13 protein-coding genes are annotated in these 16,550 nt (G+C 72.9%); 6 read left to right on the top strand and 7 right to left on the bottom strand.

Annotation, left to right across the window (positions count from 1 at the left end):
• Positions 1 to 6: 6 nt before the first annotated feature.
• Positions 7 to 642 (top strand): PH domain-containing protein, encoded by a 636-nt coding sequence (locus tag ACZ466_RS28005; RefSeq protein ID WP_378282681.1) that lies wholly within the window; start codon positions 7 to 9, stop codon positions 640 to 642.
• Positions 643 to 741: 99 nt separating this feature from the next.
• Here the strand turns inward: ACZ466_RS28005 and ACZ466_RS28010 are convergent, their stop codons facing one another.
• The 3 genes from ACZ466_RS28010 to ACZ466_RS28020 are packed head-to-tail and all read right to left on the bottom strand — an operon-like array spanning position 742 to position 3,664.
• Positions 742 to 2,397 carry a phospho-sugar mutase gene (locus ACZ466_RS28010; RefSeq protein WP_378282680.1) on the bottom strand — a complete coding sequence of 552 codons (1,656 nt, stop codon included), beginning with the start codon at positions 2,395 to 2,397 and terminating at the stop codon, positions 742 to 744.
• Between the two features lie 3 nt (positions 2,398 to 2,400).
• Entirely contained in the window at positions 2,401 to 3,201 is an 801-nt protein-coding gene (locus ACZ466_RS28015) for a purine-nucleoside phosphorylase (protein ID WP_378282679.1), read from the bottom strand.
• A gap of 10 nt (positions 3,202 to 3,211) precedes the next feature.
• Positions 3,212 to 3,664 carry a gamma-glutamylcyclotransferase gene (locus ACZ466_RS28020; protein ID WP_378282678.1) on the bottom strand — a complete coding sequence of 151 codons (453 nt, stop codon included), beginning with the start codon at positions 3,662 to 3,664 and terminating at the stop codon, positions 3,212 to 3,214.
• A 96-nt stretch (positions 3,665 to 3,760) separates the two neighbouring features.
• Between ACZ466_RS28020 and ACZ466_RS28025 the strand changes: the two genes are divergently transcribed.
• Complete coding sequence (locus ACZ466_RS28025) at positions 3,761 to 5,146, top strand: NAD(P)H-quinone dehydrogenase (RefSeq protein WP_378282677.1); 1,386 nt, start codon at positions 3,761 to 3,763, stop codon at positions 5,144 to 5,146.
• Positions 5,147 to 5,532: 386 nt separating this feature from the next.
• Here ACZ466_RS28025 and ACZ466_RS28030 read toward each other — a convergent pair whose 3' ends face one another.
• From ACZ466_RS28030 to ACZ466_RS28040, 3 genes are all read right to left on the bottom strand, one after another.
• On the bottom strand, positions 5,533 to 6,831 hold the full coding sequence (locus ACZ466_RS28030; RefSeq protein ID WP_378282676.1) for a hypothetical protein: 1,299 nt from the start codon (positions 6,829 to 6,831) through the stop codon (positions 5,533 to 5,535).
• Between the two features lie 163 nt (positions 6,832 to 6,994).
• A complete protein-coding gene (locus tag ACZ466_RS28035) occupies positions 6,995 to 8,761 on the bottom strand; it encodes an acetyl/propionyl/methylcrotonyl-CoA carboxylase subunit alpha (protein WP_378282675.1) in 1,767 nt (588 codons plus the stop codon).
• Between the two features lie 135 nt (positions 8,762 to 8,896).
• The gene (locus ACZ466_RS28040) at positions 8,897 to 9,139 is read right to left on the bottom strand and encodes a type B 50S ribosomal protein L31 (protein WP_378282674.1); all 243 of its coding nucleotides are present in this window, start codon (positions 9,137 to 9,139) and stop codon (positions 8,897 to 8,899) included.
• Positions 9,140 to 9,243: 104 nt separating this feature from the next.
• Here ACZ466_RS28040 and ACZ466_RS28045 point away from each other — a divergent pair, with 104 nt between their 5' ends.
• The 4 genes from ACZ466_RS28045 to ACZ466_RS28060 all read left to right on the top strand — a co-directional run bounded on the left by ACZ466_RS28045 (position 9,244) and on the right by ACZ466_RS28060 (position 11,619).
• Complete coding sequence (locus tag ACZ466_RS28045) at positions 9,244 to 9,783, top strand: hypothetical protein (RefSeq protein WP_378282673.1); 540 nt, start codon at positions 9,244 to 9,246, stop codon at positions 9,781 to 9,783.
• Between the two features lie 231 nt (positions 9,784 to 10,014).
• On the top strand, positions 10,015 to 10,284 hold the full coding sequence (locus tag ACZ466_RS28050) for a WXG100 family type VII secretion target (RefSeq protein ID WP_378282672.1): 270 nt from the start codon (positions 10,015 to 10,017) through the stop codon (positions 10,282 to 10,284).
• A 102-nt stretch (positions 10,285 to 10,386) separates the two neighbouring features.
• A complete protein-coding gene (locus ACZ466_RS28055; protein WP_378282671.1) occupies positions 10,387 to 10,908 on the top strand; it encodes a DinB family protein in 522 nt (173 codons plus the stop codon).
• A gap of 156 nt (positions 10,909 to 11,064) precedes the next feature.
• The gene (locus tag ACZ466_RS28060) at positions 11,065 to 11,619 is read left to right on the top strand and encodes an exonuclease (protein WP_378282670.1); all 555 of its coding nucleotides are present in this window, start codon (positions 11,065 to 11,067) and stop codon (positions 11,617 to 11,619) included.
• A gap of 7 nt (positions 11,620 to 11,626) precedes the next feature.
• On the opposite strand, the gene ACZ466_RS28065 is transcribed toward ACZ466_RS28060, so the two are convergent.
• A complete protein-coding gene (locus ACZ466_RS28065) occupies positions 11,627 to 16,249 on the bottom strand; it encodes an FtsK/SpoIIIE domain-containing protein (protein ID WP_378282669.1) in 4,623 nt (1,540 codons plus the stop codon).
• Between the last annotated feature and the right edge of the window lie 301 nt (positions 16,250 to 16,550).

Consider the following 16,550-nt stretch of genomic DNA (forward strand, 5'->3'; position numbering starts at 1 on the left):
TCGGACATGACCCCGCTGCTGACGATACGGTCCACCGCCGCGCGGGTGGGCGCCTGGGCGTGGACGGCGTTCGCCGTGCTCAACCTCATCGACATCGCCTGGCGCGGGCGGGACATGGCCTCGGCGGTCATGGCCGGGGTGCTGCTGCTCGGCTGCGGCATCGCCTACGTCATGGGGCTGCGTCCCGCCGTGGTCGCCGACGAGGGCGGGGTGACCGTCCGGAACCCGCTGCGGGAGGCGCGGGTGCCGTGGGCGGCCCTGCGCGAACTCACGGGCGCCCACGCCCTGGTCTTCACGTTCGCCGACCCCGGGGCCCCCGACGGTGTGCGCGCGGTGAAGGCGTGGGTGCTGCAGACCTCGCCCCGCGCCCAGGCGAAGGCGGAGGCGCGGGCCGCACGCCAGAGCCGCGGCGCCCCGGAGGGGGCCGCCGCGAAGCTGAAGGGCCGCACGCCGACGACGTACGCCGCCCAGCAGCTCAACGAGATCGCCGACCGCCACCGCCCCAAGCGCAAGGAGAAGGGCGCGACGGCCACGAAGGAGACGGCGACCGGCGCGCTGGTCTGGTCGCGGACGGCGGTGGCCGCCCTCGCCGCCCCGGGCGCGCTGGTGGTCGTGACCGCCATCCTGGCCCTGGTCATTTAGCGCCTGGCTCGATGTGTCACCGCGCGAGCGCGTTACCTGGACGGTGATGCGACTGCGACGCAGGCCGGGACTTCGGAAACACAGCCTCGCCCTGGTGCTCTAGCCGGCGGGCAGCGCCAGCACGGCCGAGAGCGCGTCGCGCAGGGCGCCGAGGTCGGCGCCGGCCTCCGCGCGGGCGGCGGCCACGTCGTCCCCTTCCCCTACCGGGCGGACGATCTCCAGGTAGCACTTCAGCTTCGGCTCGGTGCCCGACGGCCGCACCACGATCCGCGCGGGCCCGCCCCCGTCCCTGGCGGCGAGCCGCAGCCGCAGGCCCTCGGTGGGCGGCAGGCCGTCCACGCCCTCCGCGAGGTCCTCGAAGCGCTCGACCGCGCGTCCCGCCAGCTCGGCCGGGGGATCGGCCCGCAGGCGGGCGACCGCCGCGGGGATCAGCGCGAGGTCGGTCACCCGGACCGACAGCTGCGCCGTGGCGTGCAGCCCGTACCGGCGGGCCTGGTCGTCCAGCAGGTCCACGAGAGTGCGGCCCTCGCGCGCCGCCTCCGCCGCCAGCGCCGCGACAGTCAGCGCCGCCCCCACCCCGTCCTTGTCCCGGACGATCCCGCCGACGCTGTAGCCCAGCGCCTCCTCGTACCCGAACACGATCCGGTCCCCGGGCCCGCCCGCCTTCATGATCCACTTGAAGCCGGTGAGGGTCTCCGCGAACCGCGCCCCGTGCGCCCGCGCGATCGACGCCGCCAGCGACGACGACACGATCGTCGTCACGACCATCCGGTCCGCTCCGGAGGTCCGGCGCAGCACGTGCTCGGCCAGCAGCCCGCCGACCTCGTCCCCGGTCAGCAGCCGCCAGCCGCCCGCGTCCGGCACCGCCACCGCGCACCGGTCCGCGTCCGGATCGTTCGCGATCACCAGATCGGCGCCGGAGCGGGCCGCCGCCTCCAGCGCCAGGTCCATCGCCCCCGGCTCCTCCGGGTTGGGGAACGCGACCGTGGGGAAGTCCGGATCCGGCTCGGCCTGCTCGGCGACCACCTCCGGAGCCGGGAACCCCGCCCCCTCGAAGGCGCGCAGCAGCACGTCCCGGCCCACCCCGTGCAGCGGCGTGTAGACCGCCCGCACGTCCCTCGCGTCGCCCAGCGGCAGCCCTGAGAGCGCCTGGAGGTACGCCTCCACGATCTCGTCGCCCAGGACCGTCCAGTCCTCGCCCAGCGGCAGCCCGTCCACCCGCCCGACCGCGTCGATCGCCGCCGAGATCTCCGCGTCCAGCGGCGGGACGATCTGCGCCCCGTCGCCCCAGTACACCTTGTAGCCGTTGTCCCGCGGCGGATTGTGGCTGGCGGTCACCATCACCCCCGCCGACGCCCCCAGACGCCGCACGGCGAACGCCAGCACCGGCGTCGGCAGCGGACGGGGCAGCAGCCAGGCCCGCAGCCCCGCGCCCGTCACGACCGCCGCCGTGTCCAGCGCGAACCGCTCCGACCCGTACCGCGCGTCGTAACCGATCACCACGCCGCCGTGGCCCAGCCGCGCGGCCAGCCCCGCGGCCGCCCGCATCACCGTCACCCGGTTCATCCGGTTCGGCCCCGCGCCCAGCTCGCCGCGCAGGCCCGCCGTACCGAACTCCAGCCGGGACCCGAAACGCTCCGCCAGCACCGCCTCGTCACCGGCCGCCAGGATCGCGCCCAGCTCCGCGGCCGTCTCCGGATCGGGATCCTGCGCCAGCCACTCCTCGGCACGGCGCCGCAACCCGACGTCCCCCACCGCTCAGACCTTGGGAAGCAGCGTGGCCAGCAACGCCCCCATGCGGCTCGCCGCCGCGCGCCCCGCGGCCAGCACCTCCTCATGGTCGAGGTGCCCCTCCGCCAGCCCCGCGGCGATGTTCGTCACCAGCGACACCCCCAGCACCTCGGCGCCGCCCTGCCGCGCCGCGATCGCCTCCAGCACCGTGGACATCCCCACCAGGTCGGCGCCCAGCGTCCGCAGCATCCGGATCTCCGCCGGCGTCTCGTACGTCGGGCCGCGGAACGCCGCGTACACGCCCTCCGCCAGCGCCGGCTCCACCTCCCGGGCCAGCTCCCGCAGCCGCTTCGAGTACACCTCGGTCAGGTCCAGGAACGTCGCCCCGGTCAGCGGGTTGCCGCCGGTCAGATTCAGATGGTCGGAGATCAGCACCGGATCCCCCACCTGCTGGTGCTCGGGACGCAGCCCGCCCGCCGCGTTCGTCAGCACCACGGCCCGCACCCCCGCCGCCACCGCGGTCCGCACCGCGTGCACCACCGGGTCGACGCCGAGCCCCTCGTACAGGTGCGTCCGCCCCAGGAACACCAGGGCGCGGCGGCCACCCACCTCGACCGCGCGCAGGCGCCCGGCGTGGCCCTCCACCGCGGGCGCCGCGAAACCCGGCAACTCGGTCACCGCGAACTCCGCCGCCGGCGCGCCCAGCGCGTCCGCCGCCGGAACCCAGCCCGACCCCATCACCAGGGCCACGTCGAAGGAATCGAAGGACGTCCGGTCGCGCAGCCGATCGGCCGCGGCCCGCGCCAGTGCGAAAGCGTCGTTGGTCACCAGCAGAACACTAGTCGCCGATCGACTTGCACGGCCGGTTGCGAAGATCCTTCACATAGTCGTCCGGAGCGCCCGCCGACTCCGCCGCGTCCGCGAGAATGCCCAGGTAACGGGCCGACGGCAGGCCGCCCTCGTAGTCGTCCAGGACGTACAGCCAGCACAGCACGTCCTCCTCCAGCGTGGAGACCCGCACCCGGATCTTCCGGTAGACGCCGAGGGCCGCGCCCTCCCAGGCGTCCAGCTCGGCCTCGTCCCACGCCGGAACGTCGTACAGCACGACGAAGACCTGCTCGCCGCCGTCCTCGACCACCGTGGCCAGGGCCCCGTCCCAGCCCACGTCCTGGCCGCCGAAAGTCAGCCGCCAGCCGGCCAGCCAGCCGGTGCCGCGCATCGGCGAATGCGGGGCCCGGGCCGCCATCTGCTCGGGATCCATGTTGGAGGCGTACGCCGCGTACAGTGCCACGGTCGCCAAGCGTACGTCAGGACCCCGCCCCCGCGGGGACCTCCCCGGGCGCGCCGCTGGTCCGGTCACCCCCGCGAGTGAGAAACAATGGGGTACGTGACCCGCATCGTGATCATCGGAGGAGGCCCGGGCGGCTACGAGGCCGCCCTCGTCGCGGCGCAGCTCGGCGCCGACGTGACCGTCGTGGAGCGCGACGGCCCCGGTGGCGCCTGCGTGCTCACCGACTGCGTGCCCTCCAAGACCCTCATCGCGACCTCCACCCGGATGGCGGTGATGTCGGAGTCGGAAGGGCTGGGCCTGCGGTTCAACGGCGGCCCCGACGGCATCGTCGGCGGCCTCGAGGTCGACCTGCCCACCGTCAACAAGCGGGTGAAGGACCTCGCCCGGGCCCAGTCGTTCGACGTCGCCGAACGGCTCGCCTACGAGGAGGTCAAGATCGTCCGGGGCGAGGCGCGCCTCGTCGAACCGCACGTCGTCGCCGTCGGCGAACGCCGCATCATCGCCGACGTCGTGCTGATCGCCACCGGCGCCACCCCCCGCGTGCTGCCCGGCTCCGAACCCGACGGCGAGCGCATCCTCAACTGGCGCCAGCTCTACGACCTCCCCGAACTGCCCGAGGAACTGATCGTGGTCGGCTCCGGCGTCACCGGCGCCGAACTCGCCGGCGCCTACCTGTCCCTCGGCTCCCGCGTCACCCTCGTCTCCTCCCGCGACCGCATCCTCCCCACCGAGGACGCCGACGCCGCCGCCGTCCTCCAGGAGGTCTTCCTCCGCCGCGGAATGAACGTCATGTCCCGGTCCAGGGCCGCCGGCGTGGAGCGTTCCGGCGACAGCGTGATCGTCACCCTCGAGGACGGCCGCAAGGTCGAGGGCTCCCACTGCCTCATGACCGTCGGCATGGAACCCAACACCCGCGGCATCGGCCTGGAGAAGGCCGGAGTCACCCTGAGCGCCCGCGGCTTCGTCGAGGTCGACAAGGTCTCCCGCACCAGCGTCCCCCACATCTACGCCTCCGGCGACTGCACCGGCATCCTCATGCTCGCCTCCGTCGCCGGCATGCAGGGCCGCATCGCCATGTGGCACGCCCTGGGCGAGGCCGTCACGCCCCTCAAACTGGGCTGGGTCTCCTCCAACATCTTCACCGACCCCGAAGTCGCCTCCGTCGGCGTCACCCAGAAGATGGTCGACCTGGGCGAAGTCAACGCCCGCACCGTGATGCTGCCCCTCTTCAGCAACGCCCGCGCCAAGATGCAGGGCTTCGAGGACGGCTTCGTCAAGGTGTTCTGCCGCCCGTCCACCGGCATCGTCCTGGGCGGCGTCATCGTCGCCCCACGCGCCAGCGAACTGATCCTGGGCGTCTCCGTGGCCGTCCAGCAGCACCTCACCGTCGACCAGCTGGCCCAGACCTTCGCCGTCTACCCGTCCCTCTCGGGCAGCATCACCGAGGCGTCAAGAAGACTGATGGCCGAACACGCGTTCTAGTTCTGGGGGCTGTGTTTACCTGGGGGGCCACCCCCCAGACCCCCAGGGCGGGGCGATCGGCCCCTTCGCTCGCCTGGGGGCTCGCTACGGGTCCGCCCACCCCGGCAAGGGGCTCCGCCCCCCTGCACCCCCCACCAACACCGCATGGTGAATTGAGGGGTCCACGGCCCCACAAGCCCATTGGTGGTGCGTGGACTTGTGGGGATTGAGGTTCCACGTATGGATGGCCGTTGGGGGGTGCAGGGGGGCGGAGCCCTCCCTGCCGGGGGCGTGGGGGCGGAGCCCCCACCGGGGGGTGCGTGCCCTGGAGCGAGCCTCCAGGCGAGCGCAAGGGCACGAACGCCCCGACCCGGGGGTCTGGGGGGTGGCCCCCCAGATGAACACTGCTAGAAGCCGCCGCCGAAGTCGCCGCCGCCGAAGTCCCAGCCGCCGCCCACGTCGCCGCCGTCGCCGCCGAAGCCGCTCATGGCGCCCGCGTCGGCGTAGCCGCCGCCGAAGCCGCCGCTCATCATGGAGCCGAGCATGGTGCCGATCATCATGCCGCTGAGCAGGTCGAGGCCGCCGTACGAGGCGTAGTAGCCGCCCGCGTAGGGGGCGTAGGCCGGGCCCGCGTCGTAGTACGGGCGGCGGCCGTCGCCGTAGGGGACGAGTCGCACGTCCGGGTCCTGGCCCTTGAGTACGCGCTGGGCGTCGGCGTCGCAGGCGGGGACGGAGCGGGCGACGCCGCCTGGGGGCGCCCAGGTGACGTCCTTGACGGAGGGGCCGTGCTGCGGGTTGAAGAAGCACGGTGCGCGGCGCTGAGGGACCTCCTCGCCGGCGAGGCGGGCCCGGGTGGCGGTCATGTAGTAGCGGCCGTTCTCCAGGGCGGTGGTGACGTCCTCCATGTCGGTGGGCCTGGCGGCGCGGTCGGTGGCGGTCTTGGCGTCGTCGTAGGAGTTCATGGCCCGCTCGTAGTCGCGGCGGGTGTCGGGGTCGAGGCCGTGGTCCATGACGTCGAGGTCGAGGGCGGCGATGTCCTCGCCGAGCAGGATGACGTCCTCCTCGACGCCCTTCTTGAGCTCGGCCATCTGCCGGGCCTCGCGCTCGCGGCGGCGCTTGCCGGCGACGAGGAAGGCGCCGAACGCGCCGGCCATGATCAGGACGACCACGCTGAGCGTGACGAAGCCGCTGATGGTGCCGGAGCGGGCCTTGGCGTCGGCCTGCTGCTCGGCGTGGCCGGCGAACGCGGTCAGGCGGGCCTGGGCGTTGCCGCTGCCGGGGTCGGACCGGGCGATGAGCCGGTTGATCTCGCCGCTGTCGAACATCTTGGAGATGCCGGTCATGCGGGTGCCGTCGGCGGTGATGGCGACGTAGGTGTCGCCCTTGTCCACGCGGTCCTTGACGCCGACGAGCATGCGGCCCATGGCCTGCTGGCCGACGCCGTTGCGGACCACGACGGCGCGGATGTCGGCGTCGGGGCTGCCGTTGAGGGACGCCAGGACGGCGTTCTGGTCGATGGTGACCTGGCCGCGGGCGTCCTGGGTGACGTAGAGCCTGGACGAGGCGAGGCCGTTGGCGATGGTGGAGGGGTTGTCGTCCGCCTGGGCGGGCGCGGCGAAGCCGAACAGCAGCACGAGTGCGGCGGCGGCGACCGCCGCCAGCGCGCCGCGGCGTACCGCCCGCTGCCCCCGGGGTTCGGTGTTCATGATTAGAGTCTGCCTCCTCACCAGGTAGACGAGCAGACCCAGCCGTCCGTTCCGACTAACAGGGACATACCCGATTCGCATCACGGAACCGCCCTAAATACCGCAACAGAACAGGCCCCCGGTTCCCGGGTCCGGGAGCCGAGGGCCTGCTGGGGTGTCGTGCTCAGGCGTCCTTGATCTCGCAGATCACGGCGCCGTTGGAGACGGTCTGGCCGACCTCGGCCGCCAGCCCGGTGACGGTGCCGGCCTTGTGCGCGTTCAGCGGCTGCTCCATCTTCATGGCCTCCAGGACCACGATCGGGTCGCCGGCCGCCACGGTCGCGCCCTCCTCGGCGACCAGCTTGACGATCGTGCCCTGCATCGGGCTGACCAGCGCGTCGCCGGACGCCTGGGCCTTGCCGCCCTTCTTGCCGGCCCGCCGCTTGGCGGGGGCGGAGGCGCCGGCCGCGGGCGCGGCGGAGGCGCCCAGGCCGGCGGGCAGTACGACCTCGATCCGCTTGCCGCCGACCTCCACGGTCACCCGCTCGCGGTCGCCCGCCGCCTCGTCCTCGGCGACATCGCCCTCGTAGGGGGGCAGGTTGTTGTCGAACTCGGTCTCGATCCACCGGGTGTGGACGGAGAACGGCTCCGCGTCGTCGTCGGGGATGAAGGCGGGGTCGTCCAGCACGGCCTTGTGGAAGGGGAGCACGGTCGGCATCCCCTCGACGGTGAACTCGGCCAGGGCGCGCCGGGAGCGTTCGACGGCCTGGCGCCGGGTCGCGCCGGTCACGATCAGCTTGGCGATCATGGAGTCGAACTGCTGCGGGATGGTCTGGCCCTCCACGCAGCCGGTGTCCAGCCGCACGCCCGGGCCGGACGGCGGCTGCCAGGCGGTCAGGGTGCCCACGGCGGGCAGGAAGTTGCGGCCCGGGTCCTCGGCGTTGATCCGGAACTCGATCGAGTGGCCGCGCAGCTCGGGGTCGCCGTAGCCCAGCTCCTCGCCGTCGGCGATCCGGAACATCTCCCGGACCAGGTCGATCCCGGCGACCTCCTCGGTCACCGGGTGCTCCACCTGGAGCCGGGTGTTGACCTCCAGGAAGGAGATCGTGCCGTCCTGGCCGACCAGGAACTCGCACGTCCCCGCGCCCACGTACCCGGCCTCCTTCAGGATGGCCTTGGACGAGTTGTAGAGCAGGTCCATCTGCTCCTTGCTCAGGTAGGGCGCCGGGGCCTCCTCCACGAGCTTCTGGTGGCGGCGCTGCAGCGAGCAGTCGCGGGTGGAGACGACCACCACGTTGCCGTGCTTGTCGGCCAGGCACTGGGTCTCCACGTGCCGGGGACGGTCGAGGTAGCGCTCCACGAAGCACTCGCCCCGCCCGAACGCCGACACGGCCTCGCGCACCGCCGACTCGTACAGGTCGGCGACCTCGTCCAGCGCGCGGGCCACCTTCAGGCCGCGCCCGCCGCCGCCGAACGCCGCCTTGATCGCGATCGGCAGGCCGTGCTCCTCGGCGAAGGCCACGACCTCCTCGGCCCCCGATACCGGGTCCTTGGTGCCGGCGACCAGCGGCGCCCCGACCTTCTGCGCGATGTGCCGGGCCTGCACCTTGTCGCCCAGCGCGGTGATCGCGGCGGGCGGCGGACCGATCCAGATCAGCCCGGCCCCCTCCACCGCGGCCGCGAAATCGGCGTTCTCGGCCAGGAAGCCGTATCCGGGGTGGACGGCGTCGGCGCCGGCGTCCACCGCGATCTTCAAGAGCTTGTCGATGTCCAGGTAGCTGTCGGCGGCGGTCTGCCCGCCCAGGGCGTGCGCCTCGTCGGCGACCCGAACGTGCAGCGCGTCCAGGTCCGGCTCGGCGTACACCGCGACACTGGCGAGCCCCGCATCGCGACAGGCACGGGCTATACGGACCGCGATCTCACCGCGGTTGGCGATCAGGACCTTGCGCACGTGGGTCTCCTCCCTCAACCTCGCACGCGCAGTCTAGATAATCCCGTTTTCGTGACTTCGGTAAGGGGCTCCTTTGGGGCTCTCGTGCCCCTCGCGCCGCTGGAAGGCGGGCCCGCGCGGGGCCCGCCCCATGCGTCACTTCCCGTACCGCCGCCTGAACTTCTCGACCGCGCCGGTCGAGTCCAGGACCCTGGTCCGGCCCGTGTAGAACGGGTGGCTGGCCGAGGAGACGTCCACGTCGATCACGGGGTAGGTCCGGCCGTCCTCCCACTCGATCGTCCGCTCGCTCGTGGCGGTGGATCGGGTGAGGAAGGCGTGTCCGGCGCCCCGGTCGCGGAAGACGACGGCCCGGTACTCGGGGTGAATGTTCTTCTTCATCGCTACCTCCTGACCGGCCCAACAGGATGATAACCATTTTCATTCCCTGGTCGCCGGGGCCCGGGTGTATCTTCGCGGGGGATCAGCCGACGAGCGGGAGTCCGATGGCCCTCCACAGGACACGCCTGGGCCTGGCGCTCCTCGCCATGGCCGTCTGCGCCGTACCGCCCTCCTCGGCCGTGGGCCTCGACACCCCCACGGTGGACGACGACACCCGGCGCCAGCTCACCGTGGTGGCCAGCACCCTCGTCCAGTACCGCTCCCAGGCGCTCGTGGAGAAGGGCCGGCACGACCGCCGGCACGTCCCCACCGAGATCCTCGGCGTCGAGATCGCCCCGCGCCTGGCCCGCGTCCAGGAACGCGCCGCGCGCGAGCTGGAGAACCGCAACCGCGCCCCCGTCGAGGGCGGCCCCGCCTTCACCGGCGCCCGGACCCGCCTGGACGCGGCCCGCGCCGTCCGCACCGGCGACCGCATCACCCTCGACGCCGTCGAGCACACCGAGGTCCGGTACGAGACGGGCAAGGTCACCCAGTCGGTCCGCCGCCGCTTCGAGTTCACCGCCGTCGGCGAGGCGATCATCCTCACCGGCGAGCGCGTCGTCGATCCGGCCGCCCGCCCCATCAACGACCCCGATCCCCGCTGAAAAGCCCGGCCCGCGACCTGCGAATTCATTGACCTGGGGTCATAGCCGACGTCAGGAACGCGTCCGGGCTGGCCGGATCCGGACAGCACGGGCGGCAGGGAAATACGGCACAATCAACAGCCATGATCGGCGGTCGGCTGGATTATTGTGAACGATGAGTCGTAGGCTGTCGGCATTGCCTGGAAAGCATTCGCAAGGCCTGTGGCCGTTCCGGCGACGAAAGGGTCGATCATGACCGACAAGAGGGGCGCCAGCATCGGGGCGCTGGAAGACCTGTCCCGCATGTTCAGCAAGCACTCCCGCAACCTGGACGCTCTGATCAAGGACCTGAACGGTCGCACCGTGAGCAGCCAGGAGATCTGGTGGGGCCCGCAGGCGGACCGGTTCCGCGCGGCCTGGATGGAGGCCAAGAGCGCCTTCGACAAGATGGCCGTCGCGCTGGAGCAGGGCAGTCAGGACATCAAGCGCTCGCAGCAGAACATCGAGGCGGCCACCCGCTGAGGCCCGTCTCCCCCTGACCCGCGGGTCCCGGCCCATCCCCCCGAGGCCGGGACCCGCGCTCTTTTCCGGATGCCCGGCCCGTGAGCGGGAATGACTCCCGCCATGGGGGACGACCTTTCGACCGAGCGGGCCGATCTGCTGGCCGCGCTCGCCAAGCAGCGGCATTTCCTGCGCTTCACCGTCCGCGACCTGACCGACGAGCAGGCAGGGCGGCGCACCACCGTGAGCGAGCTCTGCCTGGGCGGCCTGATCAAACACGTCGCTGCCGTCGAGCGGGGCTGGGGGGACTTCATCCTGGAGGGCCCCTCGGCGATGGGCGCCTTCTCGGAGATGACCGAGGAGGACTTCCAGCGGCGCGCCGACCAGTTCCGGATGCTCCCCGGCGAGACCCTCGCGGCCGTCCTGGACGAATACGCCGAGGTCGCCGCCCGGACCGACGAACTGGTCGCCGGCCTGCCCGACCTGAACGCCGCGCACCCGCTTCCCGAGGCCCCCTGGAACCCGCCCGGCGAACAGTGGTCGGCCCGCCGGGTCCTTGTGCACATCGTCGCCGAAACAGCCCAGCACGCCGGCCACGCCGACATCATCCGAGAATCCCTGGACGGCGCCCAATCCATGGCCTGACCTGGGCCGACTCCGCCGTCCCGAGGCTCTCGGCCCGCGCCCGAGGATGGGTGGCCGCGCATTTCCGTATCGGGATTACGGTGTGTTCATTCCTCTGTTCCGGGGCGGGGCAAATTGAATGGCCGGGGCGGGGGAGGGGTGGATAGGTTCGGCGGCATGGGGAAGTTGCCGGAGTTTTATGTGGCGGTGGACGTCGAGGCGGACGGGCCGATTCCGGGGCCTTACAGCATGATCTCGCTGGGGATGGCCGTGGTCGGGCGGGACGATCTGCGGTTCTACACCGAGGTGCGGCCCATCTCGGACGAGTTCGTGCCGGAGGCGCTGGCGGTGTCGGGCCTCGACCGTGACCGGCTGGTGCGGGAGGCGCCGGAGGCGGCTGAGGCGATGGCTGCCGCGGCCAAATGGATCAACGGCCTGCGGAAGGAAGGGCGGCCGGTCTTCCTGGCCGGGCCCGCGGTGTTCGACGGCATGTTCGTGCACTGGTACTTCATGCGGTTCCTCGGCAAGAGCCCGTTCAATGCCAGTGGGGCAGGGATCGACCTGCGCAGCTACTGGATGGGCCTGGACGGCTGCGAATGGGTGAGCACGCGCAAGAGCGTCATCATGCAGAAGCTGGGCATCAGCCTTCCGCACACCCATCACGCGGGTGAGGACGCGGCGGAGCTGGCGGCGGTGTTCGAGGCCGTCCTGGCTTCCCGGGCGGGCGAGTAGGGGCTGGTCAGCGGGGGGAGCCCGCGGAGTCTCCGCCGACCGGGGGCGGGAGCGCGACCTGGATGCCCGTGGTCAGACCGGAGGCGACGAAGAGGCCGCGGCCCGTGGGGCCGCCCAGGGAGGCGTTGCGGGGGAGGCGCAGGCCGAACAGGTCGCCGTCCTCGGGGCTGTCGACCGAGAGCAGGACGCCGGAGCGGGCGCGGCGGGCGTCGGAGAGGAAGCCGCGGTAGCCGCGGCCGAGGTCCTCGGTGGTGCCGCCGATGACGACGGCGTGCTCGCCGTCGCGGGCGGTGCGGAGGATGTCGCGGAGGGAGTCGTCGAGTTCGGTCTCGTCGAGGAGTTCGGCGTCGTCCACCACGACGACGTAGCGGTGCTCGTCGCCGATGGCGGCGATGAGGTCGTCGGCCTCGGAGTCGCCGGTGAGCAGGCCCAGGACGCCGGGACGGCCCGCCAGCAGGCGCAGCGGTGAACGGCGCGGGGTGACCAGGACGACCGGGACGAGCCCTCCGGCGACGGTCGGGTCCAGGAAGGAGTGCACGATCGTGCGGAGCGTGGTGGAACGGCCGGAGCGGGGCGGGCCCGCCACCACGAACCCCGGGCCTTCGTTCAGCAGGTCGATGCCGACGGGGGCGAGGGTGTCCCCGCCAACGCCGACGAGGGTCCAGAGCGGGGACGGGGCCAGGAAGTCCTGGTCGAGTGCCATCGCCTCCCGGTAGGTGACGCGGACGGGCAGTTCGTCCACGTGGATGGGGCGTTGCCTGCGCGGAAGCCGCCCGTAGCGGGTGACGCAGGCGCGGGCCAAGTCCTGGAGGGCCGCGACCTGGGCGGTGCCGGACGGGTCGTCGCCGAGCAGGCCGATCTGCGACTCGCGCAGGGGGACGCCGGGAGTGAGGAGTTCCAGCGCGCGTCCGGGCGGCATCGACGCGGGGACCTGCTTCTCCTGGACGCCCGCGTACCCGTAGTCGTTGGGGTCGGCCATGCGCAGGATGAGGCGGCGGTCGAACACGGTGGAGATCTGCCCGCTGAGGCCGGTGCGGTCGCCGGTGAAGACGGCGCGCAGTCCCACGGACGCGCCTTCGCGCAGGAGGCGGAGGACGGCGTCGACCAGGCGGCCGTAGTCGTAGTTCTCGAACGCGCCGATGAAGCCCTCCCAGCGGTCCAGCAGGAGGACCATGTAGGGGAGGCGGTCGGTGGCGGCCACGGAGGCGCGCTGTTCGGTGAGGGACGCGAAGCCCGCTTCGGCCAGGAGTTGCTGGCGCCGGGCCACTTCGGCGGCGAGCGCGGTCAGGAGGCGTTCGCAGCGGTCGAGCTGGTCGCGCGTTACGACGGCGCCGCAGTGCGGGAGCCCGACCAGGGGGAGCAGCGCGTTCGCTCCGCAGTCGACGGCGTACAGGTGCACGTCGTAGGGCGAGCACGCGCCCGCCAGGGAACCGGCGATGGTGCGCAGGGCGGTGGAGCGTCCCGACTGCGCGGACCCCGCCAGGTAGAGGTGGCCGCCGTTGGCGAGGTCCAGGCTGAGCGGCTCCCTGCTCTGCACGGCGGGCAGGTCGGTGATGCCGAACGGGATCGGGGGGACGTCGACCACCGAGCCGCCGGCCGCCGTACGGGGCGCCAGGCGGACCTGCTCCGGCAGTGGGTTGAGCCAGGGGGACGGCTGGCGCGGGATATCGGCGCGCCGGGCGGCCTCGTCGACGGCGTGGACGAGCACGGCCAGGTCGGTGACCATCGTGTCGTCGGCGGCCTCGCGCGGGGCGGGCATAGGGCGGCCCAGGCCCTGCCACGGCACGGGCAGCACGGTCGCCTGGTCGGAGGCCGTCGCACCGGGACGCCGTCCGCCCACGCGCGCGGACTGGACGGCGTGCAGCTCTGAAGCGCCCGACCGGATGTAGCAGCGGCCGGGGGTCGCCTTGGAGATGCCGGCGGCCTCTGCTGCGTCCAGCACGTCGGTGGACTCGTCGGGGTCGGTGACGCGCAGCGCTATGCGCAGGTTGGTGTTGGCGCGGATGTCGGCCGTGACCACGCCCGCGGGACGCTGCGTGGCGAGGATGAGGTGCACCCCCAGGGAACGCCCCCGGCGCCCGATGTCGACCAGGCCCGCCACGAAGTCGGGCAGTTCGGTGACCATGGCGGCGAACTCGTCGATGACCAGGACGAGCCTGGGCATCGGCGCCAGGGCCGGGGTGCGGGCCCGGAGGTCGTTGTAGTCCTCGATGTCCTTGGCGCCCGCGTGCAGCAGCATCTCCTCGCGGCGGCGCAGCTCGGCGGCCAGCGATTCCAGGGCGCGTTCGGTGGCGTGGCCGTCGAGGTCGGTGACCATGCCGACGGTGTGGGGGAGCCTGGCGCAGTCCTTGAACGCGGCGCCGCCCTTGTAGTCGATGAGGACGAACGTCATCTCGTCCGGGCGGTTGGCCACGGCCAGGGACGCGATGAGGGTCTGGAGCAGCTCGGACTTGCCGGCGCCGGTGGTGCCGGCGATGAGGCCGTGGGGCCCGTCGGCGCGCAGGTCGATCCGGTGCGTGCCGTCGGTGCCGAGCCCGATGGGGACGCGGGTGGTGCGGCCGCCCGTGCGCGCCCACGACGCCAGGACGTGCTCCGCCGTGGGGGTGGCCATGTCGAGCACGTCCAGGAGCCGGACATTGGACGGGATGGCCTCCGCGGCGTCCTCACGCGACACGTCCCGCACCGGGGCGAGCGCGCGCGAGACGCGGTCGGTCCACGCGGGGGAGACCTGGTCGGCCAGCACCGGCCCCAGCACGTCGAGGCCGCGGCCGCGGAGCCGCAGCGTTTCGGGGCTCTGCGGATCCCAGGCGGCGACGGCCGTGCACTCCTCGGGCAGGAGGCGTTCCTCGTCGTCCACGCAGATGGCGTACAGGCCGTACTCCGGGCCGCGCGACAGGAGCATGGGCATCCCCGGGACGCGCCGCAGCGCGCGGGCTCCGTCCAGCACGATGAGGATGTTGTACGGGACGTTCTCGGCCGGCTTGCCCTGCCCGAAGTAACCGGAGGACGCCTGCGCCGTGCGGCGCCGCTCCGTCACCCGTATGGCGAGCTCGGTGATGCGGTGCGCGACCGACTCCGGGTCGGTGCCCACCAGGGCCATGCACTCCTCGCCCTCGCGCGGCGCGCAGTGCGGCAGCCACCGCACCCAGTTCCACTCCTCGCCCGCGTCCTGGTCGGCGCTGAGCACCACGATGGCCAGGTCGCGGGGGCTGTGCAGGACGGCGGCCTGCGCCACCATCCAGCGCGCGAGCGCGCGTGAGGCGTGCCGCGGACCCGTGAGGCCGATGACTCCGAGCTGGGGCAGGGGCAGCGCGACCGGCACGAGATGCGCCGTGGGCACGCGCACGTCGCCCAGTTCAGGATCGGCGGGAACGGACCGGTCGTCGTCGAGCCCGGCGAGTTCGATCCGCGCGGGCAGGTCGGCCAGGCCCAGACGCAGGTGCAGCGTGTCCTCGTCGGTGATGCGGCGTTCCCACAGGCGCCGCCTGGGACCGGTGGCGGTGAGCAGCACTTCGGCCGGGTCGGGGTGGACGGTGCGCCGTTCGGCCTCGTCCTCCTTGCGCAGCCGGTCGAGCCTGCCCCCGAACTCGGCGACCTTGCCCTGGTACTCCTTCAGCGCCTTCTTGTACGACTTGCGCCCGTGCACCCGGTCGCCGATCCACTCGCCCACCGTCATCACGGGCCAGGCGAGCGCGAACAGCGCCCACCACCACTGCCCCAGGGCGAAGGCCATGACGAGACCGAACGCGGAGAACAGCAGCGCGCCGAAGAGGCGCAGGCGTTCGCGCGGATTGCGTTCGGGACGCTTGGGCACCTCCAGGCGGCGCTCGCGCCCGGCGGGGTTGAGGCGCGGCGGGCGGTTGAACGCGAGCCCGCCCTCGGGCAGCGGCTCCAGGTGGGCGTCGGGGGCGGCGCTGCGGGCGAGGGTGAGGATGGTGGAGCCGACGGCCAGCATGCCCCCGTCGGGCCACGCCGTCGCGCCGGAGAGCGGCTCGCCGTCCAGCAGCGCGCCGCCGCCCATGGCCTGCGAGGTCGACTCGACCTGGACGTCGCCGCGCCCCACCGTGACGCGCAGCGCCCGCGCCGGGACGGCGGGATCGTCGATGGTCACGTCCACGTCGCCGCCCGACCCGAGCGCCGCGGCGCCGAGCCCGAGCCGGTGCACCGTGCCCGCGGCGGGCCCGGCGACCACGCGCACCTCGACCACCCCGGTGGGCTCGGCCAGGACGGTGGCGGCGGCGGTGCGCTGCTCGACGGCCACGACGGCGCCGTCCCGCAGTTCCCGGACGGCGCGGGCCTGCGGGTCGAGCATCCGCCCGTCCATCCACAGCGCCGCGCCCGCGCCGCCGGCCCCGCTCGCGCCGTTCGCGCTCGGGGCCGGGCGAGAACCGTCCGCCGCCAGCACCGCGCCGGAACCGCCCGCGGCGAGCTTCGGCAGCGACTCCTTCGAGAAGCGCGGCTTCAGCGGGACCGGGCCCGGCCCCCTGCCCGCGGGAACGCCTTCGCCGTCCGCGCCGCCGAGCGCGGCGGACAGCGACCGGGCGACGCTGCCGACGGTCACCTCGGAATCGAGGTCGATCACGACGTCCCGGGGCCCCTGGCCGGTCAGTGCCGTGAACGAGATCCGCATTCGAGCCCTCCCTGGCGCGCCGCCGCTCGGGTCAGCTTAATAATTCGGCCCGCCCGGCGAGGCGGAGCTTGCGGTCTTGCCCGCGAAGGGCGCCCATGGCCTTACCCGCGGTACTTACGCGCCTTGCCTCGCCGTACAAGGTGATGTTGCTCCCATGGCATATCCGTTCCGTAATAGCAGAAATCGGCCACGAGTTGTCAGTGATTTCTGTGACTGTTCGTAAGAAAGCATGTGATCAGCGTCAATGCTGGTCAAGGGTGTGCATCACGTTACGGCCAGGCTTCACCTCGCCGAATCCATT

The organism is Actinomadura rugatobispora (genome assembly GCF_055379765.1).

Coding starts and splice junctions, on each gene's coding strand:
- ACZ466_RS28055 (WP_378282671.1), top strand. CDS start 10,387: ATGGGGGACGACCTTTCGACCGAGCGGGCCGATCTGCTGGCCGCGCTC.
- ACZ466_RS28040 (WP_378282674.1), bottom strand. CDS start 9,139: ATGAAGAAGAACATTCACCCCGAGTACCGGGCCGTCGTCTTCCGCGAC.
- ACZ466_RS28030 (WP_378282676.1), bottom strand. CDS start 6,831: ATGAACACCGAACCCCGGGGGCAGCGGGCGGTACGCCGCGGCGCGCTG.
- ACZ466_RS28065 (WP_378282669.1), bottom strand. CDS start 16,249: ATGCGGATCTCGTTCACGGCACTGACCGGCCAGGGGCCCCGGGACGTC.
- ACZ466_RS28050 (WP_378282672.1), top strand. CDS start 10,015: ATGACCGACAAGAGGGGCGCCAGCATCGGGGCGCTGGAAGACCTGTCC.
- ACZ466_RS28005 (WP_378282681.1), top strand. CDS start 7: ATGACCCCGCTGCTGACGATACGGTCCACCGCCGCGCGGGTGGGCGCC.
- ACZ466_RS28045 (WP_378282673.1), top strand. CDS start 9,244: ATGGCCCTCCACAGGACACGCCTGGGCCTGGCGCTCCTCGCCATGGCC.
- ACZ466_RS28060 (WP_378282670.1), top strand. CDS start 11,065: ATGGGGAAGTTGCCGGAGTTTTATGTGGCGGTGGACGTCGAGGCGGAC.